Below are 23,870 nucleotides of genomic sequence, written 5' to 3' on the forward strand. Positions count from 1 at the left end.
GATGCACAAGGCTCGGGAAACGTGCTAATGGCGCGCGATGAATTCTTACTCGGAAGATGCGCCGGTCTATCATCCGCCGCTGGAGCCCTATCTGTCGCTGCTTCACCGCGATGCCGATCTGCTCGTCTATGACAAGCCGAGCGGGCTGCTTTCTGTACCCGGACGGCATCCCGCGCTGCAGGACAGCCTGCTGACACGGGTGCAGGCGTCATCGCCGCAGGCGCTGATCGTGCATCGGCTGGACAAGGACACGTCCGGCGTCGTCGTCTTCTCGCGCAATCGCAAGGCCCATGCCTTCGTGGCCCGGCAGTTCGAGGAGCGCACCACGCGCAAGTCCTATGTGGCCGTGGTCTGGGGGCGGGTTGCGGACGAGGCGGGCGAGATCGATCTGCCGCTGGCGATCGACCCCGAGAACAAGCCGCGGCACCGCGTGGATTTCGAAAACGGCAAGCCGGCCCGCACGCGCTTTGAGGTGATGGCGCGCGGCGAGACCACGACACGGCTGCGGCTCTTTCCGCTGACCGGCCGCACCCATCAGCTGCGGGTGCACATGAAAGCGCTCGGCCATGTCATCCTCGGCGATGAATTCTACGCGGACGGTCTTGCGCTTTCGAGCGTGAACCGCTTGCATCTGCATGCGGAGGAACTGGGCTTCCGCCATCCCGATGGCTCGGAGGTCACCTACCGGGCTCCCGTTCCCTTCTGAGACCGACAGCGTGCAGAAACTCGAAAAATCGCCATTGATCGTCGATTTCGTCGGTGGAGCCGTCGGCCACCGCTTCCGTTCGGGCGAAGGGCGCGGGCAGGGGCTGGCAAAGGCCGCGGGCTTTTCCCCGGGCGTCACGCCTGACATCGTGGATGCGACGGCGGGCCTGGGGCGGGACGCGTTTCTGCTGGCATCGCTCGGCGCGCGGGTCACGCTCATCGAGCGCTCCGAACAGATGCATGCGCTGCTTGCCGAGGGCATCGCGCGGGCGCGGGCGGAAGGCGGGCGCTATGCCGAGACGGTCGGGCGCATGACGCTCATCCACGGCGATTCCCGCGAACTGCTGGCTGGGCTGGCGCCGCAGGTCGTGCTGATCGACCCGATGCATCCGCCACGCGACAAGACGGCGCTGGTGAAGAAGGAGATGCGGCTGATCCGCGATATCGTCGGTGCCGACCCCGATGCCGTGGAGCTGATGCAGGCCGCGCTCGAAGCCGCGCAGAACCGCGTCGTGCTGAAATGGCCGCTGCGGGCGGAACCCATGGCGGGCATACGCAGGCCCTCCCACCAGATCATCGGAAAGAGCACGCGCTACGACGTGTTCGTCAAGGCGAAGATCGCCGCGCCGGCGGGCTAGGCGGGCTCGGCCCCCGGATTGTGCGGCCATCTGCGACGAATGCGTGGACTTTTTGCGCTGCGTCATGGCATAGGGCTGGCACACGACGAGGCCCGTTTCCATGATCCGCATCGAGAATATCAGCAAGTCCAACAGCCATCGCATTCTCTTCATCGAGGCGGCCGCCGCGCTCAATCGCGGCGAGAAGATCGGGCTTGTCGGGCCGAACGGCGCCGGCAAGACGACGCTGTTTCGCATGATCACCGGGCAGGAGCAGCCCGACGAGGGGCAGGTCTCCGTCGAGAAGAACGTCTCGATCGGCTATTTCAGCCAGGATGTCGGCGAGATGGCGGGCCGCAGTGCCGTCACCGAGGTGATGGATGGGGCAGGGCCGGTCAGTTCCGTCGCCGCCGAACTGCGCGAACTCGAGGCCGCCATGGTCGATCCCGACCGCCTCGACGAGATGGACGAGATCATCGAACGCTACGGCGAGGTGCAGGCGCGCTACGAGGAGCTCGATGGCTACGGGCTGGAAAGCCGGGCGCGCGAGGTTCTGGCGGGCCTGAGCTTCAGCCAGGAGATGATGGACGGCGATGTCGGCAAGCTCTCCGGGGGCTGGAAGATGCGCGTGGCGCTTGCCCGCATCCTGCTGATGCGCCCGGACGTCATGCTGCTCGACGAGCCGAGCAACCACCTTGATCTGGAAAGCCTGATCTGGCTGGAGCAGTTCCTGAAAAACTACGACGGCGCGCTCCTGATGACCTCGCACGACCGCGAGTTCATGAACCGCATCGTGACGAAGATCATCGAGATCGATGCCGGCTCGCTCAACACCTATTCGGGCGATTACGGCTTCTACGAGCAGCAGCGCGCGCAAAACGAAAAACAGCAGCAGGCGCAGTTCGAACGCCAGCAGGCGATGCTCGCCAAGGAGATCAAGTTCATCGAGCGCTTCAAGGCGCGCGCCTCCCATGCCGCGCAGGTGCAGAGCCGCGTGAAGAAGCTCGACAAGATCGAGCGCGTCGAGCCGCCGCGGCGGCGCCAGACCGTGATGTTCGAGTTCCAGCCGGCGCCGCGCTCCGGCGAGGACGTCGTCAATATCCGCAACATCGACAAGAGCTACGGCAGCCGGGCGATCTACCGGGATTTCAGCTTCCTCGTCCGCCGGCGCGAGCGCTGGTGCGTGATGGGCGTCAACGGTGCGGGCAAGTCGACGCTGCTGAAGCTCGTCGCGGGGGCGGCCGAACCTGACAGCGGCAGCGTGACCGTGGGCGCGAGCGTCAAGGTCGGCTATTTTGCACAGCATGCGATGGATCTGCTTGACGGCGACCTGACGGTGTTCGAATGGCTGGAGGCGGAGTTTCCGCGGGCCGGCCAGGGGCCGTTGCGCACGCTGGCCGGCTGCTTCGGCTTTTCCGGCGACGACGTCGAAAAGAAGTGCCGGGTGCTGTCAGGCGGCGAGAAAGCGCGCCTCGTCATGGCGGCGATGCTGTTCGATCCGCCGAACTTCCTCATCCTCGACGAGCCGACCAACCACCTCGACCTCGACACGAAGGAAATGCTGATCAAGGCGCTCTCGGACTATGAGGGCACCATGCTCTTCGTCTCGCATGATCGTCACTTCCTCGGCGCTTTGTCGAACCGTGTTCTGGAAATCAACGGCGACGACGTGCATCAATATCCCGGCGGCTATACGGAATATGTCGCGCAGACCGGCCAGGAGGCGCCGGGCTTGCACGCCTGAGGCATCGGCAGGCGAGCGCCTGCCTGTCAGGCGGTCTTGCCGTGATACTGCTCGTCCGTGACCTTCTCCAGCCATGTCACCGGTGAGCCGTTCTCGGCTTCGGCGATGGCGACATGGGTCATGGCGGTCCTGTCTGTGGCGCCGTGCCAGTGTTTTTCACCCGGCGGAAACCACACGACATCGCCCGGGCGGATTTCCTCGATGGGCCCGCCCTCGCGCTGCGCCCAGCCAAGTCCGGCAGTGACGATGACCAGCTGGCCGAGGGGATGGGTGTGCCAGGCGGTGCGCGCGCCGGGTTCGAATGTCACGATCGCGCCGCCGGCGCGGCCCGGCGCTTCCGCCTTGAACGGCGTGTCGAGGCGCACATTGCCGGTGAAGTAATCCGCCGGGCCCGATGTGGAGGGGCTGGTGCCGTTGCGTCTGATATCCATGGCTGTCTCCGATTCGCTGCCGTTATCCTACACGCCGGACGGGCCGCGATCACTGGCGCGGTCGCCGCGGAGCCTCTATGAGAACGGCGACGGGTTTGAAGGCGGGTGTGCGATGGGCAAGCGGATCGGGATCGTCGGCGGCGGGCCGGCCGGGCTGATGGCGGCGGAGGTGCTGTCGGCGCGCGGCCACGCTGTCACCGTGCTGGAGGCCATGCCCACCATCGGGCGGAAATTCCTGCTTGCCGGCAAATCCGGCCTGAACCTCACCCACGCGGAGCCCTACGACCGCTTCGTCACCCGTTTCGGTGCCGCCAATGAACGGTTGCGGCCGGCACTCGATGGTTTCACGCCGCAGGATATGCGGGCCTGGGCGCAGGGCCTCGGCACGGAAACCTTCGTCGGCACGTCCGGCCGTGTCTTCCCGACGGTGATGAAGGCTTCGCCGCTGCTGCGTGCCTGGCGCGCGCGTCTGGAGGCGCAGGACGTCGACATCCGCGTGCGCCATCGCTGGACCGGTTTTGCGCCGGGCGGGCTTTCGATCGAGACGCCGGAAGGGCCCGGGACCATGGCCTTCGATGCGGTGCTTCTGGCGCTCGGCGGCGCAAGCTGGCCGCGGCTCGGTTCGGATGCCGGCTGGGTCGACATGCTTGCCGCGAAGGGCGTGGCGCTGGCGCCGTTCCGTCCGGCCAATTGCGGTTTCGACGTGGACTGGTCGGCCTTCTTCACGGAGAAATTCGCCGGGGCGCCGGTCAAGGGCGTGACGGCGCAGTCGGCGGCCGGCACCATCCCGGGCGAGTTCGTGATTTCGAAGACGGGCGTGGAAGGCAGCCTGATCTATGCCCATGCCGCGGTGCTGCGCGATGCGCTGGAGGAAACGGGGGCGGCGACGCTGATGCTCGATCTGGCGCCCGGCCGCAGCGCTGAGCGACTGGAAAGCGATCTGGCACGGCAGGGCGGCAAGGCGAGCTTCTCCAGCCGGCTGCGCAAAGGGGCGGGGCTCGACGGTGTGAAGGCGGCGCTTCTGCGCGAGGGCTTTGCCGATAGCGCGGCACTCTCCCCCGCCGCGCTGGCGGCCGCCATCAAGGCGGTGCCGGTCCGGCTCGTGCGGCCGCGCCCGATCGCCGAAGCGATTTCGTCGGCCGGCGGCGTCGCATTCGATGCCATCGACGCGGCCTTCATGCTCAAGGCGCTGCCGGGCGTTTTCGTCGCAGGCGAAATGCTCGACTGGGAGGCCCCGACCGGCGGCTATCTCCTGACCGCCTGCCTTGCAAGCGGACGCGCGGCGGCAAACGGTCTGGATCGCTGGCTTTCGGGCCTCGAAGCCGCATTTGAGGGTGCTCCCGCCCGCTAGCGGAGGCTTTCGCTTGCCGCGTGGCAATTTCGACGCACTGGATGTCGCGAACCGGAAGGAGTCGCGGCAAGCGACAGCGTAGCTTTTGGCCATTCCAGGGGCTTGCACTGTCGCCAACCACCTGAAATATGCGCCAAGCCGTCGTTGCGGCCTCAGACAGGGGATTGCCGGGGCCACGCGCGCGCCGGCCGAACATGAGAAAAGAACCGATGACCAGCCACGTCCTGACCGTTTCCTGCCAATCGACCCGCGGCATCGTTGCTGCGATCACCGGCTATCTCGCCGAGAAGGAATGCAACATCGTCGACAGCTCGCAGTTCGACGATCTGGAGACCGGCCTGTTCTTCATGCGCCTCACCTTCACCAACGAGGGCGGTGTGCCGGAGGAGGACATCACGGCAGGCTTCGCGCCGGTCGCCAAGCCCTTCGACATGAACTACCAGTTCCATTCGAGCGAGGAGCGCATGAAGGTGCTGCTCATGGTCTCGCGCTTCGGCCATTGCCTCAACGACCTGCTCTATCGCTGGAAGATCGGCGCGCTGCCGATCGACATCGTCGGCGTCGTCTCCAACCACTTCGATTACCAGAAGGTCATCGTCAATCACGACCTGCCCTTCTACCACATCAAGGTGACGAAGGAGAACAAGCCGCAGGCCGAGGCGCGCCTGATGGAAGTGGTCGAGCAGTCCGGCGCCGAGCTCATCGTGCTCGCGCGCTACATGCAGGTGCTGTCGGATGCCGTCTGCAAGAAGATGTCGGGCCGCATCATCAACATCCACCACTCGTTCCTGCCGTCGTTCAAGGGCGCCAACCCCTACAAGCAGGCCTTCGAGCGCGGCGTGAAGCTGATCGGTGCGACGGCGCACTACGTCACGGAGGATCTCGACGAGGGTCCGATCATCGAGCAGGACGTCGCGCGCATCACGCATGCGCAGTCGGCGGAGGACTATGTCTCGATCGGCCGTGACGTCGAAAGCCAGGTTCTGGCGCGCGCCGTGCACGCCCACATCCATCACCGCGTCTTCATGAACGGCAACAAGACCATCGTCTTCCCGCCGAGCCCGGGCTCCTATGCTTCCGAGCGCATGGGGTGAAAACGAAAAGGCCGGCGGAAACGCCGGCCTTCTGCTTTCCGGGTGACCTCGATCTCACAGACCGAAGGCATCCTTGAACTGATACCACCAGGAACCGATGGTGGAATATTGCGCGCGGAACATGCGCCCGCCGGGGAAGGGGATCCACGGCAGCTTCTCGAACTGGCTGAAGCGCGACAGGTCGCCATGGATCGCTTCGCTCAGGATCTTGCCGAAAAGATGCGAGCCGGTGACGCCGTGGCCGCTATAGCCGTGGGCGAAATAGGTGTTCTTGCCGATCTTGCCCATCTGCGGCACGCGGGAGAAGGACAGGGCGAAGTTGCCGCTCCAGGCATAGTCGATCTTCACGCCCTTGAGCGAAGGGAAGACCTTTTCCAGGTTCGGGCGGATCTTTGCGCGCACATCGGCGGGGTCGGTGCCGCCATAGACGGTGCCGCCGCCGAAGATCATGCGCTTGTCGGCCGACAGGCGGAAATAATCGAGGATGTAGCGCACGTCCTCCACGCACATGTCGGAGGGGATCAGCGCATCGGCGCGCTCGCCCAGCGGTTCGGTGGCGATCATCTGGGTCGAGACCGGCATGACGCGCGAGACGAGCTTCGGCACCACATGGCCGAGATAGGCATTGCCGCAGAGCACGGCCGTGTTGGCCGTCACGCTGCCCCTGGCCGTATGGATGACCGGCTTTTCGGCCTCGTGCTCGACGCGCACGACGGGCGACTGCTCGTAGATCACGCCGCCGAGCGATTCCAGTGCCGCCGCCTCGCCGAGCGTGAGGTTGAGCGGGTGCATGTGGCCGCCGGTCGTGTCCAGCATGCCGCCGATATAGGCGTCGGTGTTGACGAGCTTGCGCATCGCCGCCTTGTCGAGCATCTGGTGATCGTTCATCCCGTAGCTCGCCCACAGCGCCTTCTTGTGCTCCAGCTCCTTCATGTGGGCGGGCGTGTAGGCGGCGTAGATATTGCCGTTCTTCAGATCGCACTCGATACCGTATTGCGAGACGATGCGGCGGATGATCTTTCCGCCCTCCTGCACGAGGCTGCCGACGAAGGCGCCCGCCTCGTCGCCGTAGCGCCGCTTGATCGTGTCGAGGCTGGCATTCAGGCCGTTGACGATCTGGCCGCCGTTGCGGCCGGATGCGCCCCAGCCGATGCCCGCACCTTCCACGACCACCACCTTGTAGCCCTTTTCGGCAAGGTGGATGGCGGTGGACAGGCCGGAATAGCCGGCGCCGAGCACGGCGACGTCGGCGGTCACGGCGCCTTCCAGCACCTTGGGTGTGCGGATGATGTTGCGCGAGGCGGCGTAATAGCTGTCGGGATAGGCGCCGTTGCCGGCATAGGACGCGGTGTTTGCCATCAGACGATTTCCAGGTAGGCGCTGAATTCGAAGTCGGTCACCTGCTCGGCGAAACCGGCGATTTCCTGCCGCTTGCAGGCGATCAGCATGGAACGGAGATCCTGGTCGAAGACCTCCGAGATGATCGAACCGTTCTCGAAGGCCGTCACGGCCGAACCCCATTCGGAGGGAATGCGCGGCAGCTGGGACTGGTAGGCGCGGCCCGAGACGGGTGCCGGCGGCTCCCACTTGTTACGGATGCCGACGAGGGCGGCGCCGAGAATGCCGGCCATGACGAGATAGGGATTGGCGTCGGCGCCGGCCACGCGGTGCTCGATGCGCCGCGCCTTGTTGTTGCCGCCGGGAATGCGGATGGCGGCGGTGCGGTTCTCGTAGCCCCAGGAGATGGAGGTCGGCGCGTGCGTGTCGGGGCGAAGGCGGCGATAGGAGTTGAAGTGCGGCGCAAAGAGCAGCGTCGATTCCGCCATGCCGCGCGTCAGGCCCGCCACGGCATGTTTCATGATGTCCGACCCTTCGGGCGTGCCGTCGTCGAAGACGTTGTTGCCCTCGGCGTCGACAAGGCTGAAATGCATGTGCATGCCGCTGCCCGAGCGCATGCCGTAGGGCTTGGCCATGAAGGTGGCGGCAAAGCCGTGCTTGCGCGCCACGCCCTTGATGATGCGCTTGAAGAACAGCGCGTCGTCGGCGGCCTTCAGCGGGTCGTCGGAATGGATGAGGTTGATCTCGAACTGGCCGATGCCGTTTTCGGCGACGGCCGAATCCGCCGGCACGTTCTGCCGCTCGCATTCCGCATAGACATCCGAGAAGAACTGGCCGAAATCGTCGAGCTCGTCGATGGACAGGATCGCATCGGAATCGAGCCGCTTGCCGGTATAGGGCGAGATTGGCGGCTCGGCATGGTCGGGCTCGGCGTCGATCAGGTAGAATTCCATCTCGGAGGCGACGACGGGCTTGAGGCCCAGGTCGTGGTACTGGCGCACGATATTGGCGAGGGCCTGGCGCGGATCGGCAAGGAAGGGCTCGCCGTTTTCCTTGAACAGCCACAGCGGCACGACGGCGGACGGTTTCAGCGTCCAGCTGACGGGCAGCGCGCCGCGGCCGGTCGCCGCGCAGATGCCGTCCATGTCGCCCGAGGCGAAGACGTGGCTCGAGCCCACGATATCCTCGCCCCAGACATCGACGCCGACGATGGACAGCGGCATGCGGATGCCGCCCTTCAGCACCTTTTCGGCCTGTCCGACGGGAACACGCTTGCCGCGCAGAATGCCGTTGAGGTCGCAGACGACGGCCTGGATGCTCTCCACGCCATCGGCATCGATCAGCCATGCGGAATCTTCGCTCAAGGTCATGGTTCCCTTTCCATATCACATAATTATTTTTGTGATCACATTTTCAAAATATGCACACTTTCTTGTCACGGGTCAAGCTGCTAGAAACTGTGACAAGGGATCGAACAGCACCCGGCAGCCTGGCACAGGAGGAATGGATTGGGCAACTTGGCGCTTGAGCCGCTGGACCGGCCGGACGGTATGACAACGCATGAATATGCGCACCGGCGCCTGCGCCAGGCGATCATGGTGGGTTCCATCCGGCCCGGGGAATCGCTGACGATACGGGGCATCGCCGAGGCCATGGAATCGAGCCCGACGCCCGTTCGCGAGGCGCTGCGCCGGCTGTCCTCGGAGGGGGCGCTTAGGGTGCTCGACAACCGGCGCATCATGGTGCCGCGCATGACGGCGGACCGGTTCAGCGAACTCGTCTCGCTGAGGGCGGTGCTGGAACAGCATGCCGCCCGCCGCGCCGTGCCGCACATCACCGAACGGCGCATCGACCGGCTGGAGGAGATCGACAAGGCGCAGGACGAGGCCATCGCCCGCAAGGACAACGGCACGGCCCTGCTGCTGAACCAGGAATTCCACCGCACGCTCTACACGGCCAATCCCGAGCAGGTGATCATGCCGATGGTGGAAAGCGTGTGGCTGCAGCTCGGGCCCTTCCTCGGCATCGCCATGGAGCATGTCGCCCAGCTCTATTTCGTCGATCGTCACCAGGAAGCGATCGCGGCGCTGCGCAAGCGCGATGCCGACGGCGTGGCCGCGGCCATCAAGGCGGACATTTCCGAGGGCATCGGCGGTTTCGAGCGTTCGGCGATCGAAAACCTGCTGCGGCTCGCCGGGCAGTAGCGCTAGACGACGGTCACGCCGTCGCCGCATGCCACGCGGCCCGTGCCCATCACACTCGCCAGCACCCCGAAACCGCCGCCGCCATGCCGGGCGATCGCGTGCAGCACGTCCTTGTCGAAGGGGATGCCGGGCTGGCCGAGCGCGGTGAAGGCGCATCGCGTGCAGGGTTCGGTGATCTCCACCACCGCATCTCCAAGGGAGAGCCGATGGCCGACAAGCTTCTGCTCGGCGAAACCGGCATCGTTGCCGTCGGTCTCGATCAGGATGTTCGGCCGGAACCGGCGGACATCGAGGATCGCTTGCGGCAGCAGCGCCTGAAGGCGGGCGAGCGAGGATGTCGTCAGGATATGCAGGTGGCCGCGCTCGTAGCGCGGCGCCGCATCCGTGCCGAAGGGCAGGAAGCGCACGGGAAAACCGAGATGGCTGGAAGCGGCTTCGTCGGCCCGGGGCGAGGGCACGGCATGCCAGACCGCGCCGTCGCGGCTGATCTCGATCCCACCCGCGCCGAGCCGGGAGCAAAGATCGGGCACGGGCCGCCAGCGTCGCGCGCTTTCAGGTGCTGCGGCTTCCAGGCTGCCTGCGTCGAAGAGGCCCCATTGCCGGTCTCCGGCGACACCGTCATCATCGAGATCCGTCGTCTCAAGCCGTTCGCCTGTCAGCGAGCTTATGGGGTAGCGCCAGAGTTCGCGCACGGTACCGAACCGCATGCCGTTTCCTTTCCATGCCGATCGGATGCGACGCTATCGCCACATCTGCCTGATGTCGACCGTCGATCGCTGACGGCGCTTTACCGCGGCCGGGCGGCTTGCATCGCGCGTTCGGGCCATGCAATGGATCGACAAGCGTGGCTATCGACGAAGGGGCGGGTGCATGAAGACGGATGTCATCGTTCTCGGTGCGGGCGTGGTGGGCATTTCGACCGCGATCCATCTGGCGCGGCGCGGCAAGTCCGTGGTGCTGGTCGACCGGCGCGGCGCGGCGGAAGAGACCTCCTACGGCAATGCCGGGCTCATCCAGCGCGAAGGCGTGTTTCCCTATGGTTTCCCGCACGATTTCGGCGCTCTGTTCCGCTACGCGCTGAACAACACGATCGACGCGCATTACCATCCCTCGGCCATTCCCGGCATCATTCCGTTCCTCGCCCGTTACTGGTGGCATTCGGGCTTTCGCCAGCACCAGAGCATCGCCCATCTCTACGCGCCGCTGATCGAGAACTCGATTTCCGAGCACGCCGACCTCATCGCGGCCTCCGGCGCCGATGATCTCATCCGCAAGGACGGCTGGATGAAGGTTTTTCGCACGGAGAAGGAGCGTGACAAGGCCTATGCGGATGCGGAAAAGCTCTCCGCCAATTTCGGCGTCAACCACCAGAAGCTGACGACGGCGGAAGTGGCGGCGGCCGAACCATCGATCCGCGCGGATCTCACCGGCGGCCTGCGCTGGACCGATCCCTGGTCGATCCTCGATCCGCAAGGTCTTCTCAAGCGCTACCTCGCCTATTTCCAGTCACTGGGCGGGCAGCTGAAGGCGGGCGACGCCGCGACCATCGAACATGTGCTGGAAGGCGAAGGCTGGCGCATCGCCACACCCGAGGGGCCGCTGGAGGGCAGGGAGGTCGTCGTGGCGCTCGGTCCCTGGGCCGATACGGTGACACGCAAGCTCGGCTACCGCTTCCCGCTCGCCGTCAAGCGCGGCTACCACATGCATTACGGCACGCAGGACGGGGCAAGCCTCAACAACTGGGTGCTGGATGCCGAGCGCGGCTATTTCCTCGCGCCGATGAACCAGGGCATCCGCCTTACCACGGGTGCGGAATTCGCCCGACGCGACACGCGCAAGACGCCGGTGCAGTTGCGGCGGGCCGAAAAGGTCGCGCGCGAATTCTTCCCGCTTGCGGAACGCCGCGACGAGGAGCCGTGGATGGGTTCGCGCCCCTGCACCCCCGACATGATGCCCATCATCGGCAAGGCCCCGCGCCATGCCGGCCTGTGGTTCGCCTTCGGCCACGCCCATCACGGTATGACGCTGGGGCCGATCACCGGCCGGGTGCTGGCGGAGAAGATGCTGGGCGAGCGCACGGTGATCAATATCGGGCCGTACCGACCGGAGCGGTTCATCGCCTGATGGCGGTGATGTGAAGGCGAACGCTCTCACCCTCCGTCATCCTCGGGCTTGACCCGAGGATCCACGCTTCACGGCACGCCCAGAGTTTGTGGCATGGATCCTCGGGTCAAGCCCGAGGATGACGGAGGAGAGGTTGCGGGTCGTGGTTGGAGGTTGCTTAGGCCGCAGGCAATCACCTACCGCCTTATCCGCGTCGACAGGATGATCGACGACAGCGTGCGCTCCACGCCCTCGATTTCACCGATGCGGTCGATCAGGTGGTCGAGTTCGGCGATCGACGTTGCCTCCACGATGGCGATCAGGTCGAAGCTGCCGCTCACCGAATGCAGCGTGCGCACGGCCGAGATGGCGTGCAGGTCCGTCGTGATGCGCGCCAGCGTCTTCGGCGCGATGGTGATGAGCACATGCGCCTTCACCATGCCGCTCTCATAGGCGTCGGAGAGTTTCACGCCGTAGCCGGCAATGACCCCATCCCGTTCCAGCCGGTCGATCTTCGCCTGCACCGTCGTGCGGGACAGGCCGAGCCTGCGGGCGATGGTCGCCGTCTGCTCGCGGGCGTTCTCGCTGAGGATGGCGAGCAGTTCGCGATCCTTGGCGCCTAGCGTCGAAATGCTCATCTTTACCGTCATTATGCCGATACTGGTTATGTATTATGTCATGTATGGCGCTTTAAATCGACGGGCTCCGCCTCCAAAATGTGTGCATCAGTTCATGCCGGAGGGAAATCACATGAAGGACATCGTCGTCATCGGCGCAGGCAAGATCGGCTCGACCATCGCGCGCATGCTGGCTCACAGCGGAGACTATCGCGTTACGGTCGCGGACCGTTCGGAAGAGCAGCTTGCCGGCATCGAAAGCCACGCTGCCGTCACGACCAAGGTCGTCGATATCGCCGACGCTGCCGCGATGAAGGCCCTCCTGTCCGGCAAGTTCGCCGTTCTCTCGGCTGCGCCGTACCACCTGACCGTTGCCATCGCCGAAGCGGCTGCCGCTGCCGGCGTGCACTATCTCGACCTCACCGAGGACGTCGAATCCACGCGCCAGGTCAAGCGCATCGCCGAAAACGCCAAAACGGCCTTCATTCCGCAATGCGGGCTGGCGCCGGGCTTCATTTCCATCGTCGCCAATGATCTCGCCAGCCGCTTCGACACGCTCGAAAGCGTGCGCATGCGCGTCGGCGCGCTGCCGCAGTATCCGTCCAACGCGCTGAACTATAACCTGACCTGGAGCACGGACGGCGTTATCAACGAATATATCGAGCCCTGCGAGGCCATCGTCGAAAGCGCGCTGATCGAGGTTCCGGCGCTGGAAGAGCGCGAGGAATTCTCGCTCGACGGCGTGACCTACGAAGCCTTCAACACGTCGGGCGGCCTCGGCACGCTGTGCGAGACGCTGAAGGGCAAGGTGCGCACGCTGAACTACAAGACGATCCGCTATCCCGGCCATGCCGCCATCATGAAGGCGCTTCTGAACGACCTCGGCCTGCGTCACCGCCGCGAAGTCCTCAAGGACATCTTCGAGAATGCATTGCCGACCACCACGCAGGATGTCGTCATCATCTTCGTGACGGTTTCGGGCCGCAAGGGCGGGCGCCTGATTCAGGAAACCTATGCCAACAAGGTCTACAGCGCGCCCATCGCCGGCGCCCTGCATTCTGCCATCCAGATCACGACGGCCGGCTCGATCTGCGCGGTGCTCGATATGCTCGCCGACGGCACGCTGCGCGCCGAGGGCTTCGTGCGCCAGGAGGAAATCGCGCTCGACGCCTTCCTCGCCAACCGCTTCGGCCATCATTACGCCCAGGAGCAGCACGGCGCCCGCGCCGCCTGACCGATAAAACCCATCGAACGCCCCGACCGAAAGGCCGGGGCGTTTTCACGATCGTGGCTCCGCCGCGGGGAAGAGAAGAACGCCGGAACGGCGCGGACAGATAAAAATGGGGCCTTTTTCGAGGCCCCTTTTCTTTTGCCGATTTCCTGCCGCTCAGGCGAGCTTTGCGCAGGCGTCCGCGATGCGCTTCAGCGCTTCCGTCAATTCCGCTTCCGACGTGGCGTAGGAGATGCGGAAATAGGGAGAGAGGCCGAAGGCGGAGCCGGGCACGACGGCGACATGGGCGTCTTCCAGGAGATAATCCGTGAAGTCGCTGTCGGTTTCGAGGCGCTTGCCTCTGGGCGTCGTCTTGCCGATCACGCCGGCACAGCCGGAGAAGGTGTAGAATGCGCCTTCCGGGGTGCGGCAGGCAAGGCCGGGAATAGCATTCAGCGCCGACACGACGAGGTCGCGGCGGTGCTTGAAGCTTGACTGTCGGTCTTTCAAAAACGCCTGTGGGCCGTTCAACGCTTCCACCGAAGCCGCCTGGCTGACGGAGGAGGGGCAGGAGGTCGCCTGGCTCTGGATCACGGCCATGGCCTTGATCAGCGCCTTGGGGCCGCCGGCATAGCCGATGCGCCAGCCGGTCATCGCATAGGCCTTCGAGACGCCGTTGATCGTCAGCGTGCGGCTTTTCAGGCGCGGCTCGATGGCGACGGGCGTCACGAACCTGAATCCATCGTAGACGATGTGTTCGTACATGTCGTCGACCATCAGCCAGACATGCGGGTGCTTCAGGAGCACATCGAGCAGCGGGCGGTAGTCGGTTTCGCTGTAGGCGGCGCCCGACGGGTTCGACGGCGAGTTGAGCAGCACCCAGCGCGTTTTCGGCGTGATCGCCTTTGCCAGTTGCTCGGCCTTCAGGCGGAAGCCGGCTTCGGCGTCGCAGGGGATCAGCACCGGCACGCCGCCGCAGATTTCCACGATGTCGGAATAGGAGGTCCAGTAGGGCGTCGGGATGATCACCTCGTCGCCCGGATTGACGCTCGCCATGAAGGCGTTGAACAGGATCTGCTTGGCGCCCGTCGCGACGGTGACTTCGTCGAGCGCGTAATCCACGCCGTTTTCGCGGCGGAATTTTTCGGAAATCGCCTTCTTCAGCGCCGGGGTACCGTCGAGCGCGGTATACTTGGTATCGCCGCGGTCGATGGCGGCCTTGGCGGCTTCCTTGACGTTGTCGGGCGTGTCGAAATCAGGCTCGCCGGCGCCAAGGATGATGACGGGCAGGCCATCCTTCTTCATGGCAGCGGCGCGGGCGCCGATCTGCAGGATCTTGGAGACGCCGATGGCGGCGATACGTGAGGCGGGCTGGAAGCCCGCATCCTCGATCTTGGTCTGATCGTTCATATCGGCTTACTCGATATCAAAAGAGACGCCCTGGGCGAGCGGCAGGGCTTTCGAGTAGTTCACCGTGTTGGTGGCGCGGCGCATATAGGCCTTCCAGGCGTCAGAGCCGGATTCGCGGCCGCCGCCGGTTTCCTTCTCGCCGCCGAAGGCACCGCCGATTTCAGCGCCCGAGGTGCCGATGTTGACATTGGCGATGCCGCAGTCCGAACCGTCGGCCGACAGGAAGCGCTCGGCTTCCTGAACGTTGAGCGTGAAGATCGACGAGGAGAGACCGGCCGAAACGGCATTGTGATCATCCAGTACGGCGTCGAAGTCGGAATACTTCATGACGTAGAGGATCGGCGCGAAGGTCTCTTCGAGAACCGGGCCGGCCTGCTTCGGCATTTCGACGATGGCCGGCTTCACATAATAGGCCGTGTCCTTGCCGGCCTCAGTGACGCGCTCGCCGCCGGTGACGGAACCGCCTTCGGCCTTGGCCGCTTCCAGCGCCTTCTGCATGTTGTCGAAGGCCTGCTTATCCACGAGCGGACCGACGAGGGCCGAGGTCTCCAGCGGGTTGCCGACGGAAACGCTGGTATAGGCCTTCTTCAGGCGCGGCACGAGCTGGTCGTAGACGCTGTCATGCACGAAGAGGCGGCGCAGCGTCGTGCAGCGCTGGCCGGCGGTGCCCATGGCACCAAAGGCAATCGCGCGCAGCGCCATGTCGAGATCGGCGGACGGGCAGACGATGCCGGCATTGTTGCCGCCGAGCTCGAGGATCGAGCGGGCGAAACGCTTGGCGAGACGCGGGCCGACTTCCTTGCCCATGCGGGTGGAGCCGGTGGCCGAGACGAGCGCGACCTTGGGATTGTCGACGAGGGCTTCACCGATGGCGCGGTCGCCGATGAGGACCTGGCTGAGGTTTGCCGGGGCATCACCGAAGCGGGCCAGCGCACGCTCGAGGATCGCCTGGCTGGCGAGTGCCGTCAGCGGGGTCTTTTCGGAGGGCTTCCAGACAATGGAATTTCCGGCGACGAGGGCGAGCGCGGCGTTCCACGACCAGACGGCGACCGGGAAGTTGAAGGCCGAGATGATGCCGACGACGCCGAGCGGGTGCCAGGTTTCCATCATGCGGTGGCCGGGGCGCTCGGTGGCGATGGTGAGGCCGTAGAGCTGGCGGGAGAGACCGACGGCGAAATCGCAGATGTCGATCATTTCCTGCACTTCGCCGAGGCCTTCCGAGGTGATTTTGCCGGCTTCGATGGAGACGAGGCGACCGAGATCGGCCTTGGCGGCGCGCAGCTCTTCGCCGAGCAGGCGCACGAGTTCGCCGCGCTTGGGGGCGGGCACGAGGCGCCATGCCTTGAAGGCTTCGTGGGCGGCGTCGATGGCTTTGTCGGTCTCTGCGCCCGAAACGGTCTTCAGCTTGCCGATCTCCTCGCCGCTGACGGGGCTGAAGGAAGCCATGTCGCCACCCTGCCAAGCGCTGCGGGCAACGCCGAGCTTGTCGAGAAGGGCTTCGGTTTCCTTTTTCACGTCGACTGTCGTCATGGGGGTATCTCCCTGTTGTCTCTCAGAATGTCATGGCGCCGAGCGGACCCGGCGAGGTGATGGTTTTCAGCCCGGCCGCGAGCGCGCGGATCTTTTCCGGGGTGTATTGGTCGTAGAAGGCCTGGTTCTTGCGGCCGATGGCATGCTCGGCGCTGAAGCTGCCATCGAAGTTTTCGACCGCGATGGTGAAGACCCATGCGCGCAGGTCCGCCTCGAAATCGGGATCGGCAAGCCGCGGGTCGTCCTTGGCGACGACGAGGTTGAAGTGCACGCCGCCGTCGCCGATATGGCCGAAGTCGCAGATCGTGACGTCCTCGAAATGCTCCGGCATCTCGGCCTTCATATGGGCGAGGAAGGGCATGATGTCACCGCGGCGGAAGGACAGATCGAAGGCGATCAATCGCCCGCTATGTTTCACGCCTTCGGACAGCGCGTGGCGCAGCGCCCAGATCTCGTGCGGCGGTCCGACGAAGGCGTCGGCGAGCGGCGCATCCTCGCGTTCCCAGATGGCCGCCAGAACCTCTTCCAGCACCGCATCGAGTGGCTGCTCGCCGTCGCGCGGCGGGGTCGAGCGCGAGATTTCGGCGAGGATGACGAAATCGGGCACGATGCCGCCCTGGAAGGGATTGCGCAGCGAGGGAACGTGGTCGAGCGCGGCGCTGATGGCGTTGCCGGACATGCCCTCGAAAGCCGAGAGGTAGCTTCCGAGCGCGTCTTCCATGGCCACCAGCAGCGTCGCGACCTGTTCGGGCGAGGAGGGTACGAGCAGGGCGGTTGCCGATTGTTTCGGCGCAGGCTCCAGGTTGAGAACGCATTCGGTGACGATGCCGAAGGCGCCGGAGGTGCCGATGAACAGCTGCTTCCAGTCCACGCCGGTGTTGTTCTTGCGCAGGTCCGAGGACAGGTCGAGCACGGTGCCGGCTTCGTCGGCGAGAACCACCGTGAGGCCAAGTGTGTTGCGGCGCACGTCGCCGTAGCGCAGGAAGCGCGAGCCGCCGGTGTTCGTCGCGATCATGCCGCCGAGGCGCGGGTCGGCGCCGAGGTCGATCGGAAAGAAAAGGCCGGTGTCTTCGAGCTTTGCGTTGAGGTCGGAGAGGCGAACGCCCGCGCCGGCCTTGATCGTACGGTTGACGCGATCGAGCGTGAAGGGTGCGGTCAGGCGGTCGAGGCTCAGAACGCCCTGTCGGCCGCTGTCGTCGGGGGTCGAGCCGGAAACGAGGCCGGTATTGCCCGATTGCGGCACAAGCGCGATGCCGTTTCGCACGCAATAGGCGACGACGGCGGAGGTCTCGGCGGTCGTCGCGGGCCGCGCGACGAAGGCAGCGCTGCCCTTGTCGTAGCGCGCGCCGGTCTCATAGGCCGCCCTGTCGCCAGGCGCGGTGAGAAGGCCCTTCTCGCCGAGCAGGCTTTTCAGCGTTTCGATATGGCGCGCCTCGATCATCCGCTTGTCCCCTATTCCGCAGCGGCCGCCATGTTGACGATGCCGAGGCACTTTTCAAGCGAGGCGCGCTCGATGCCGGCATAGTGGGCGAACTCGTCGAGGACGGTGGCGCCGAGATCGCGCTCGAACATCACCTGATTGGGGCTCGCGACGAAATCCTGCGTGGCGTCGTCGCCGAGGTTCGACTGGAAGATGCCTGCGGCGCTGACCGGCAGGAAATCCTCATAGACGATGGGGTCGAACTGGACGAGGCCGGCTTCGATGGCGGTTTCGAGGTCGGCGCTGCGGCCGGAGGACGCCTTGCCCTTTTCGGTCAGCGAATAGCGGAAATAGCCGAGGCCCGCCTTGCGGATGCCGTCCCAGGTGTCCGGGAAGGCCTTGAAGACATCGGCTAGCGCGGCTTCGTATTCGGCAGCGTTGGAGCCGTCGGCGGCCGGGCGCACGCGGGCGCGGGTGTCGTTCAGGAGCTTGTCGTAGAGCGCGCGGCCCTTCGGGGTCAGCGCCACGCCGCGCTGCTCGATCTCGCCGAAGCGGGCGGTGTGCGAGCCTTTCTGCCAGCTGCCGTCCGCGCCGATAAAGGACACGGCCTCTTCCAGCGCCTTGAACGAGGTCTGGCGCAGCAGGATGGGGCAGGTGCGGGTCGGCGGACCCTCGACGATGGCCTTGGGCGCGATGCCCTCTTCCGGCATGCGGGCCTGCACCTTGTCGATATCGAGCGTGCGCGGGGTGAGGTGGTTGATATGCGGGCCCTTGAAGGAGACGACGTCGGCGATCAGGCGGTGCGCGTCGTGCAGCCGCTTGTACATGTCGGTGCTGACGATGGCATGGTCGTGCCAGCGGAAGGTTTCCAGCACTTCAGCCACGAAACGGGCGGCATCGGTTTCATCGAGGCCGCCGTCACGCTCGGCCTTTTCGACCAGCCGGACGGCCTCGTCGGTGAAGATCTTGCGCGCGGCGAGCACGGCGGCGGCCTCTTCGCGGAGCTTTTCATCGGCGATCAGGTCGAGACGCAGCAGCGAGGTGAAGACGCGGAAGGGATTGCGGCTCAGGCTCTCCGCGCCGACCGGGCGGAAGGCGGTGGAATGGACCGGCACGCCGGCCGTCGACAGGTCGTAGTAGCCGACCGGGAACATGCCCATGACGGCAAAGACGCGGCGCATCATGGAAAGCTCTTCCGGCGTGCCCAGGCGGATGGCGCCGTGGCGCTCTTCCGAGATGCGGTCGAGCGAATCGGTCGCCTCCAGGCGATCCTTCAGATGCGGATCGGCGGCGAGCGTCTCGTCGTTGACCCTGGCGACCAGGGCCATCAGCGTGCCATAGGCCGGAACCTCGTCGCGGTACATGGCGGACATGGCGGCGGAGAAATCCGAGCGGATCTTGTCGGCGGAAAGGATCGAATTTGCCTTCATGGGAAGTTGTCTCATCTGTTTGACGCGATTCCGGACGGAAAACCGTTTCACACTTTTCCTGGAATTGCTGTACAAGGTGGGAGGCCCTGTTCATTCTCAAAACGGATCATTACCCTATCGTTTCCTTGAGTGATTGCGACCGTTCTGACTATGTTGATGCGAGGAATGAATGAAGCTCAGTCGCAGGCTGATCCCCGACGTCACCACGCTGCAGGCGTTCGAATGCGCCGCACGCCATGGCTCCTTCACGCAGGCCGCGCACGAGCTGAACCTCACCCAGAGCGCCGTCAGCCGCCAGATCAAGGATCTGGAGGAACAGCTCGGCGTGCTGCTCTTCGAGCGTGTACGCCAGCGCGTGGTGCTGTCGGATGACGGGCGGCGCTTCCTGCCGGAGGTGCGCAAGCTCCTGCACCAGACGGAAGAGACCATGCTGCGCGCCATGGCGTCCGCGTCGTCGGAACACAGCCTCGCCATCGCGACCCTGCCGACCTTCGGCAGCCGCTGGCTGACGCCGCGCATCCCCGGCTTCCTCGCCCAGCATCCCGGCACGATCATCAACATCGCCTCGCGCTCGGCGCCGTTCGATTTCGACGAGGAGAATTTCGACCTCGCGATCCATTACGGCCAGCCCGTCTGGGCGCGCGCCTCCTGCTCCTATCTGTGCAGCGAGATCATCCTGCCGGCGGCAAGTCCGGACCTCCTGAAGTCCTGGGCGCCATCGGAGCCGAAGGATCTGGAAACGGCGCCGCTGCTGCATCTCGCCACCCGGCCGAAGCTGTGGGCGCAATGGTTCGAGCTGAACGGCGGATCGGCCGATACCGCCTATCGCGGCCACCGCTTCGACCAGTTCTCGATGGTGATCGAATCCGCGGTCGCCGGCCTCGGCTTCGCGCTCCTGCCGAAATACCTGATCGAGCAGGAGCTTGCGAGCGGACGCCTCGCCGTCGTCTTCGACCGGCCGATGGAGACGGAGAACAGCTACTATCTCGTCGTGCCGGAGGGCAAGCTGGAGAACCCGCTCAGCCAGGCGTTCCGGGCCTGGATCGCCGGGCAGGTGCCGGCGTGAGAACCCGCCGGCATCATGCGGCGGGGGCATGACCCGGTTCGCAATTTTTGCTTTAGTGCGAAAGCCGCATGGTCGATGCTGTGCGCACAATCCTCCTTGTGAAAAGACACACCACGATGCTCAATGATCCGCGCTCCCATGGCCTCTGGGAGATGACCGCCCCGCCCGCCCCCGACACCGTCGCCTTTTCCGGAAAGGCCGAAGCGGATGTCGTCATCGTCGGCGGCGGCTATACCGGGTTTTCCGCAGCGCTCCATCTGGCCGAGCGCGGCACGCGGGTCGTCCTGCTGGAAGGCGCGGAGATCGGCTATGGCGGGTCGGGTCGCAATGTCGGCCTCGTCAATGCCGGCATGTGGGTGATGCCCGACGAGCTGCCGGGCGTTCTCGGCGATGTCTACGGCAGCCGTCTGCTCGATGTTCTCGGCAACGCGCCGCGCCTCGTTTTCGACCTCGTCGAAAAGCACGGGATCGACTGCGAGATCAATCCGGCCGGCACGCTGCATTGCGCCGTCGGCCAATCCGGCCTCGACGAACTGAAGCAGCGCGCCGAGCAATGGTCCCGCCGGGGCGCGCCCGTGCGGCTGCTCGATGCGGCGGAGACGGCGACGAAGGTCGGCACCGACGCCTATGCCGGCGCCCTGCTCGACATGCGCGCAGGCACGATCCAGCCGCTTGCCTATGCCCGCGGCCTTGCCCGCGCCGCCATTGCGGCCGGCGCGCAGGTGTTTACCGGAAGCCCTGTGACGGGGGCGGAGCGCAACGGCACCCGCTGGGCGGTGAAGACGGCGCGCGGCACCGTGACGGCCGATTGGGTGATCGTGGCGACCAATGCCTATACTGTCTCGCCCTGGAACGTGGTGCGCACGGAACTCGTGCACCTTCCCTATTTCAATTTCGCCACGGTGCCGCTGTCGGCCGAAATGCAGGCAAGGATCCTGCCGGAGCGCCAGGGAGCATGGGATACGAAGGAGGTGTTGTCCTCCTTCCGGTTCGACAAGCGCGGCCGGCTGGTTTTCGGCAGCGTCGGCGCTCTGCGCGGCACGGGGCTCGGCATCCACAAGGCATGGGCGCGCCGTTCGCTCAGGAAGCTGTTTCCCGGCATCGGTGACGTCGCCTTCGAGGCGGAGTGGTACGGCAAGATCGGCATGACCGCCGACAACCTGCCGCGCTTCCACCGGCTGGCTGACAACGTCGTCGGCTTCTCGGGCTATAACGGCCGCGGCATCGCGCCGGGCACCGTCTTCGGCCGCACGCTGGCCGAGCTCGTGTCCGGCCGCATCGCCGAAGCCGACCTGCCGCTGCCGGTCACCGATCCGCAGGCGCAGTCCTTCCGCTCCGCGCGGGAGGGGTACTACGAACTCGGCGCCCAGCTGGCTCATTTCGCAGGCGCGCGGTTTTAAAGGATGTAACGAACAAAACGCCCGGCCGAAGCCGGGCGTTTTGCATTTCTGGCGGGTCTCAGTGCTGCTTTGACGGCAGGCGCGGCAGGAAGATCGTGAGGATGCCGAGAAGCGGCAGATACGAGCAGATCTGGTAGACGAAGTTGATGCCGTGGCTGTCGGCAATGCCGCCGAGCAGGGCCGCACCCAGCCCGCCCGCGCCGAAGGCGAAGCCGAAGAAGACGCCAGCGATCATGCCGACGCGGCCCGGCACCAGTTCCTGCGCGAAGACGACGATGTTGGAGAAGGCCGAGGAGAAGATCAGGCCGATCAGCACCGTCAGCACGCCCGTCCAGAACAGGTTGGCATAGGGCAGCATCAGCGCGAACGGGATGACGCCGAGGATCGAGAACCAGATCACGAAGCGGGTGCCGAAACGGTCGCCGATCGGCCCGCCCATGAAGACGCCGAGCGCGGAAGCGCCGAGGAACAGGAAGAGCATCAGCTGCGCCTGCTGCACATCGAGACCGAAACGGCCGATCGTGTAGAAGGTGAAGTAGCTCGAGATGCTGGCGAGATAGGCATTCTTCGTGGTGGTCAAGAGGACGAGGACGGCGAGCGCCCAGGCCACGCGGCCGCGCGGCAGCGGCAGGTCGCGGCTGGCGGCGGGCCGACCGGCCGCCAGGCGGCGCTCGCCGGCATACCAGTTGCCGACCCAGGTCAGGATCGTCATGCCGAGCAGGGCGGCGACCGAAAACCACGCGACGCTGGATTGGCCGAAGGGCAGCACGATGAAGGCAGCGAGCAGCGGGCCGAGTGCGGTGCCGGCATTGCCGCCGACCTGGAACATCGACTGTGCCAGGCCGTGGCGACCGCCCGAGGCGAGGCGCGCGACACGCGAGGATTCCGGGTGGAAGATCGCCGAGCCGAGGCCGATCAGGCAGGCGCCGAAGACCAGCACGGGGAAGGAATGCGCATAGGCCAGCATGATCAGGCCGCAGAAGGTGCTGCCCATGCCGACCGGCAGCGAGAAGGGCATCGGCCAGCGGTCCGTCACGATGCCGACGGCCGGCTGCAGCAGCGAGGCCGTGACCTGGAAGGCGAGCGTCAGGAAGCCGATCTGCATGAAGTCGAGCGCGTAGTTCGCCTTCAGCAGGGGATAGAGCGACGTGAGGAGCGACTGCATGATGTCGTTCAGCATGTGGCAGGCGCTGACGGCGATGATGATGGAATAGGACGTGGTGGCGGCGCTACTGCGCGCCGCGGGAACGACAGTCGACATTTTTTCCTCGAGGTTTCGACCCGGACAGGTTTTTCTTGCTGAATTACAAGTATTGCCTGCGGCCTGCTTTCGTGCTGAGGTCCATTTCTTACGCGATTGGGCCAAAGATGGAAAAACTCACGGAATCCCGCCTCAAGACGCTGCATGAGGAGCATGTCCGCAACCTTGCCCGCATGGAGCAGTCGAACGAGGACGTTCTGGTGCACAGCACGGACGTTCCGGGCGGCTATACCGTGCCGCCGCACCATCACCGCCGCACGCAGTTCCTCTGCGTCTTCTCCGGTGTCGTGCTGGTTGCGACGGATCGCGGCCGCTGGATGATCCCGCCGGGCCACGCCCTGCTCATTCCGCGCGGGCTGGAGCATTCCGTCGAGATGTATTCGGATGTCAGCATGCGCTCGGTCTACATCTATTCGCCCGAGGGACGCGCGGCGGCGCGCGAGCCCGTCGTGCTGGAGGTGACGGATCTTGCCCGCCAGCTCATCGCCGAGGCGCTGCGCAAGGGGGCGGTGGCGGAAGACCGGGTGCGGGGCGAACTGGTGATGGCCTTGCTGCTCGACGAGATCGGCCGCCTGCAGGAGCGCCGGCTGGGCCTGCCCTTTCCGGCGAGCGGCCGGCTCGCCGGGCTTTGCCGCGATTTCGTCGCGCAGCCGTCGCCGGCCGCCAAGATCGACGACTGGGCGCGCCGCCTCAACATGAGCCGGCGCACCTTCACGCGCTTCTTCCGGCAGGAGATGGGGGTCAGCTTCGTGACCTGGCGCCAGCAGGCCTGCCTTTTTGCCTGCCTGCCGCGCCTTGCCGCCGGCGAGCCGGTGACGCGGGTGGCGCTCGATGCCGGCTATGAAAGCGTGCCGGCCTTTACCACCATGTTCAGGCGCATGCTGGGGGCCGCACCACGCGCCTATCTGACGAACCGCGAGGCGGCCTAAAGTCTCAAAA

At 65.5% G+C, this 23,870-nt stretch carries 21 protein-coding genes; 11 read left to right on the forward strand and 10 right to left on the reverse strand.

Features of this window, described 5'->3' with window-relative positions; translation table 11 throughout:
* Nucleotides 1-37: 37 nt before the first annotated feature.
* From GR158_RS16105 to GR158_RS16115, 3 genes are all read left to right on the forward strand, one after another.
* Nucleotides 38-706, forward strand: coding sequence for an RluA family pseudouridine synthase (locus GR158_RS16105; protein ID WP_160871765.1), 669 nt, complete (start codon nucleotides 38-40; stop codon nucleotides 704-706).
* A gap of 10 nt (nucleotides 707-716) precedes the next feature.
* Nucleotides 717-1,343, forward strand: coding sequence for a class I SAM-dependent methyltransferase (locus GR158_RS16110; RefSeq protein WP_371731696.1), 627 nt, complete (start codon nucleotides 717-719; stop codon nucleotides 1,341-1,343).
* Between the two features lie 100 nt (nucleotides 1,344-1,443).
* Nucleotides 1,444-3,066, forward strand: a complete 1,623-nt coding sequence (locus tag GR158_RS16115) for an ABC-F family ATP-binding cassette domain-containing protein (protein WP_160871767.1) — start codon at nucleotides 1,444-1,446, stop codon at nucleotides 3,064-3,066.
* 26 nt (nucleotides 3,067-3,092) lie between these two features.
* Here the strand turns inward: GR158_RS16115 and GR158_RS16120 are convergent, their stop codons facing one another.
* Nucleotides 3,093-3,497: a cupin domain-containing protein gene (locus tag GR158_RS16120; protein WP_160871768.1), complete on the reverse strand. Its 405-nt coding sequence runs from the start codon at nucleotides 3,495-3,497 to the stop codon at nucleotides 3,093-3,095.
* A 112-nt stretch (nucleotides 3,498-3,609) separates the two neighbouring features.
* On the opposite strand from GR158_RS16120, the gene GR158_RS16125 reads away from it, so the two are divergent.
* Together GR158_RS16125 and purU are read left to right on the forward strand one after the other, a co-directional pair.
* A complete protein-coding gene (locus GR158_RS16125; protein ID WP_160871769.1) occupies nucleotides 3,610-4,848 on the forward strand; it encodes a TIGR03862 family flavoprotein in 1,239 nt (412 codons plus the stop codon).
* A 209-nt stretch (nucleotides 4,849-5,057) separates the two neighbouring features.
* Complete coding sequence (gene purU / locus GR158_RS16130) at nucleotides 5,058-5,942, forward strand: formyltetrahydrofolate deformylase (RefSeq protein ID WP_160871770.1); 885 nt, start codon at nucleotides 5,058-5,060, stop codon at nucleotides 5,940-5,942.
* 54 nt (nucleotides 5,943-5,996) lie between these two features.
* Here purU and GR158_RS16135 read toward each other — a convergent pair whose 3' ends face one another.
* A complete protein-coding gene (locus GR158_RS16135) occupies nucleotides 5,997-7,301 on the reverse strand; it encodes an FAD-binding oxidoreductase (RefSeq protein WP_160871771.1) in 1,305 nt (434 codons plus the stop codon).
* Nucleotides 7,301-8,650: a glutamine synthetase family protein gene (locus tag GR158_RS16140; protein WP_160871772.1), complete on the reverse strand. Its 1,350-nt coding sequence runs from the start codon at nucleotides 8,648-8,650 to the stop codon at nucleotides 7,301-7,303. The genes GR158_RS16135 and GR158_RS16140 overlap by 1 nt, the downstream gene beginning before the upstream one ends.
* A 138-nt stretch (nucleotides 8,651-8,788) precedes the next feature.
* On the opposite strand from GR158_RS16140, the gene GR158_RS16145 reads away from it, so the two are divergent.
* Nucleotides 8,789-9,484 (forward strand): GntR family transcriptional regulator, encoded by a 696-nt coding sequence (locus GR158_RS16145; protein WP_134648363.1) that lies wholly within the window; start codon nucleotides 8,789-8,791, stop codon nucleotides 9,482-9,484.
* A 2-nt stretch (nucleotides 9,485-9,486) separates the two neighbouring features.
* Here the strand turns inward: GR158_RS16145 and GR158_RS16150 are convergent, their stop codons facing one another.
* Nucleotides 9,487-10,191: an MOSC domain-containing protein gene (locus GR158_RS16150; RefSeq protein WP_160871773.1), complete on the reverse strand. Its 705-nt coding sequence runs from the start codon at nucleotides 10,189-10,191 to the stop codon at nucleotides 9,487-9,489.
* A gap of 163 nt (nucleotides 10,192-10,354) precedes the next feature.
* Here GR158_RS16150 and GR158_RS16155 point away from each other — a divergent pair, with 163 nt between their 5' ends.
* Nucleotides 10,355-11,608 carry an FAD-binding oxidoreductase gene (locus GR158_RS16155; protein WP_134648357.1) on the forward strand — a complete coding sequence of 418 codons (1,254 nt, stop codon included), beginning with the start codon at nucleotides 10,355-10,357 and terminating at the stop codon, nucleotides 11,606-11,608.
* Nucleotides 11,609-11,784: 176 nt separating this feature from the next.
* Here the strand turns inward: GR158_RS16155 and GR158_RS16160 are convergent, their stop codons facing one another.
* Complete coding sequence (locus GR158_RS16160; RefSeq protein WP_160871774.1) at nucleotides 11,785-12,225, reverse strand: Lrp/AsnC family transcriptional regulator; 441 nt, start codon at nucleotides 12,223-12,225, stop codon at nucleotides 11,785-11,787.
* 112 nt (nucleotides 12,226-12,337) lie between these two features.
* On the opposite strand from GR158_RS16160, the gene GR158_RS16165 reads away from it, so the two are divergent.
* Nucleotides 12,338-13,438 carry a saccharopine dehydrogenase family protein gene (locus GR158_RS16165; protein ID WP_160871775.1) on the forward strand — a complete coding sequence of 367 codons (1,101 nt, stop codon included), beginning with the start codon at nucleotides 12,338-12,340 and terminating at the stop codon, nucleotides 13,436-13,438.
* Between the two features lie 153 nt (nucleotides 13,439-13,591).
* On the opposite strand, the gene GR158_RS16170 is transcribed toward GR158_RS16165, so the two are convergent.
* From GR158_RS16170 to GR158_RS16185, 4 genes are read right to left on the reverse strand one after another with little or no spacing between them, the layout of a single operon-like run.
* A complete protein-coding gene (locus GR158_RS16170) occupies nucleotides 13,592-14,824 on the reverse strand; it encodes a pyridoxal phosphate-dependent aminotransferase (protein WP_160871776.1) in 1,233 nt (410 codons plus the stop codon).
* A 6-nt stretch (nucleotides 14,825-14,830) separates the two neighbouring features.
* Nucleotides 14,831-16,354 carry an aldehyde dehydrogenase family protein gene (locus GR158_RS16175; RefSeq protein ID WP_160871777.1) on the reverse strand — a complete coding sequence of 508 codons (1,524 nt, stop codon included), beginning with the start codon at nucleotides 16,352-16,354 and terminating at the stop codon, nucleotides 14,831-14,833.
* Between the two features lie 22 nt (nucleotides 16,355-16,376).
* Complete coding sequence (locus tag GR158_RS16180) at nucleotides 16,377-17,795, reverse strand: FAD-binding oxidoreductase (RefSeq protein WP_160871778.1); 1,419 nt, start codon at nucleotides 17,793-17,795, stop codon at nucleotides 16,377-16,379.
* Between the two features lie 11 nt (nucleotides 17,796-17,806).
* A complete protein-coding gene (locus tag GR158_RS16185) occupies nucleotides 17,807-19,204 on the reverse strand; it encodes a VOC family protein (protein WP_160871779.1) in 1,398 nt (465 codons plus the stop codon).
* A 169-nt stretch (nucleotides 19,205-19,373) separates the two neighbouring features.
* Here GR158_RS16185 and GR158_RS16190 point away from each other — a divergent pair, with 169 nt between their 5' ends.
* Both GR158_RS16190 and GR158_RS16195 read left to right on the forward strand, forming a co-directional pair.
* Nucleotides 19,374-20,270 carry a LysR family transcriptional regulator gene (locus tag GR158_RS16190; protein WP_160871780.1) on the forward strand — a complete coding sequence of 299 codons (897 nt, stop codon included), beginning with the start codon at nucleotides 19,374-19,376 and terminating at the stop codon, nucleotides 20,268-20,270.
* Between the two features lie 116 nt (nucleotides 20,271-20,386).
* Nucleotides 20,387-21,670 (forward strand): FAD-binding oxidoreductase, encoded by a 1,284-nt coding sequence (locus GR158_RS16195; protein WP_160871781.1) that lies wholly within the window; start codon nucleotides 20,387-20,389, stop codon nucleotides 21,668-21,670.
* Nucleotides 21,671-21,728: 58 nt separating this feature from the next.
* Here GR158_RS16195 and GR158_RS16200 read toward each other — a convergent pair whose 3' ends face one another.
* Entirely contained in the window at nucleotides 21,729-22,931 is a 1,203-nt protein-coding gene (locus GR158_RS16200) for an MFS transporter (RefSeq protein ID WP_134648339.1), read from the reverse strand.
* Nucleotides 22,932-23,038: 107 nt separating this feature from the next.
* On the opposite strand from GR158_RS16200, the gene GR158_RS16205 reads away from it, so the two are divergent.
* Entirely contained in the window at nucleotides 23,039-23,860 is an 822-nt protein-coding gene (locus GR158_RS16205) for a helix-turn-helix domain-containing protein (protein ID WP_134648337.1), read from the forward strand.
* Nucleotides 23,861-23,870 lie beyond the last annotated feature (10 nt).

Source organism: Shinella sp. AETb1-6 (assembly GCF_009826875.1).
GTDB classification, from domain to species: domain Bacteria; phylum Pseudomonadota; class Alphaproteobacteria; order Rhizobiales; family Rhizobiaceae; genus Shinella; species Shinella sumterensis.

Excerpts from the sequence above, each read along its gene's own strand:
- GR158_RS16105 (WP_160871765.1), top strand. The coding sequence starts at position 38 with ATGAATTCTTACTCGGAAGATGCGCCGGTCTATCATCCGCCGCTGGAG.
- GR158_RS16115 (WP_160871767.1), top strand. The coding sequence starts at position 1,444 with ATGATCCGCATCGAGAATATCAGCAAGTCCAACAGCCATCGCATTCTC.
- GR158_RS16120 (WP_160871768.1), bottom strand. The coding sequence starts at position 3,497 with ATGGATATCAGACGCAACGGCACCAGCCCCTCCACATCGGGCCCGGCG.
- GR158_RS16125 (WP_160871769.1), top strand. The coding sequence starts at position 3,610 with ATGGGCAAGCGGATCGGGATCGTCGGCGGCGGGCCGGCCGGGCTGATG.
- purU (WP_160871770.1), top strand. The coding sequence starts at position 5,058 with ATGACCAGCCACGTCCTGACCGTTTCCTGCCAATCGACCCGCGGCATC.
- GR158_RS16135 (WP_160871771.1), bottom strand. The coding sequence starts at position 7,301 with ATGGCAAACACCGCGTCCTATGCCGGCAACGGCGCCTATCCCGACAGC.
- GR158_RS16140 (WP_160871772.1), bottom strand. The coding sequence starts at position 8,650 with ATGACCTTGAGCGAAGATTCCGCATGGCTGATCGATGCCGATGGCGTG.
- GR158_RS16150 (WP_160871773.1), bottom strand. The coding sequence starts at position 10,191 with ATGCGGTTCGGTACCGTGCGCGAACTCTGGCGCTACCCCATAAGCTCG.
- GR158_RS16155 (WP_134648357.1), top strand. The coding sequence starts at position 10,355 with ATGAAGACGGATGTCATCGTTCTCGGTGCGGGCGTGGTGGGCATTTCG.
- GR158_RS16160 (WP_160871774.1), bottom strand. The coding sequence starts at position 12,225 with ATGAGCATTTCGACGCTAGGCGCCAAGGATCGCGAACTGCTCGCCATC.
- GR158_RS16165 (WP_160871775.1), top strand. The coding sequence starts at position 12,338 with ATGAAGGACATCGTCGTCATCGGCGCAGGCAAGATCGGCTCGACCATC.
- GR158_RS16170 (WP_160871776.1), bottom strand. The coding sequence starts at position 14,824 with ATGAACGATCAGACCAAGATCGAGGATGCGGGCTTCCAGCCCGCCTCA.
- GR158_RS16175 (WP_160871777.1), bottom strand. The coding sequence starts at position 16,354 with ATGACGACAGTCGACGTGAAAAAGGAAACCGAAGCCCTTCTCGACAAG.
- GR158_RS16180 (WP_160871778.1), bottom strand. The coding sequence starts at position 17,795 with ATGATCGAGGCGCGCCATATCGAAACGCTGAAAAGCCTGCTCGGCGAG.
- GR158_RS16185 (WP_160871779.1), bottom strand. The coding sequence starts at position 19,204 with ATGAAGGCAAATTCGATCCTTTCCGCCGACAAGATCCGCTCGGATTTC.
- GR158_RS16190 (WP_160871780.1), top strand. The coding sequence starts at position 19,374 with ATGAAGCTCAGTCGCAGGCTGATCCCCGACGTCACCACGCTGCAGGCG.
- GR158_RS16195 (WP_160871781.1), top strand. The coding sequence starts at position 20,387 with ATGCTCAATGATCCGCGCTCCCATGGCCTCTGGGAGATGACCGCCCCG.
- GR158_RS16200 (WP_134648339.1), bottom strand. The coding sequence starts at position 22,931 with ATGTCGACTGTCGTTCCCGCGGCGCGCAGTAGCGCCGCCACCACGTCC.
- GR158_RS16205 (WP_134648337.1), top strand. The coding sequence starts at position 23,039 with ATGGAAAAACTCACGGAATCCCGCCTCAAGACGCTGCATGAGGAGCAT.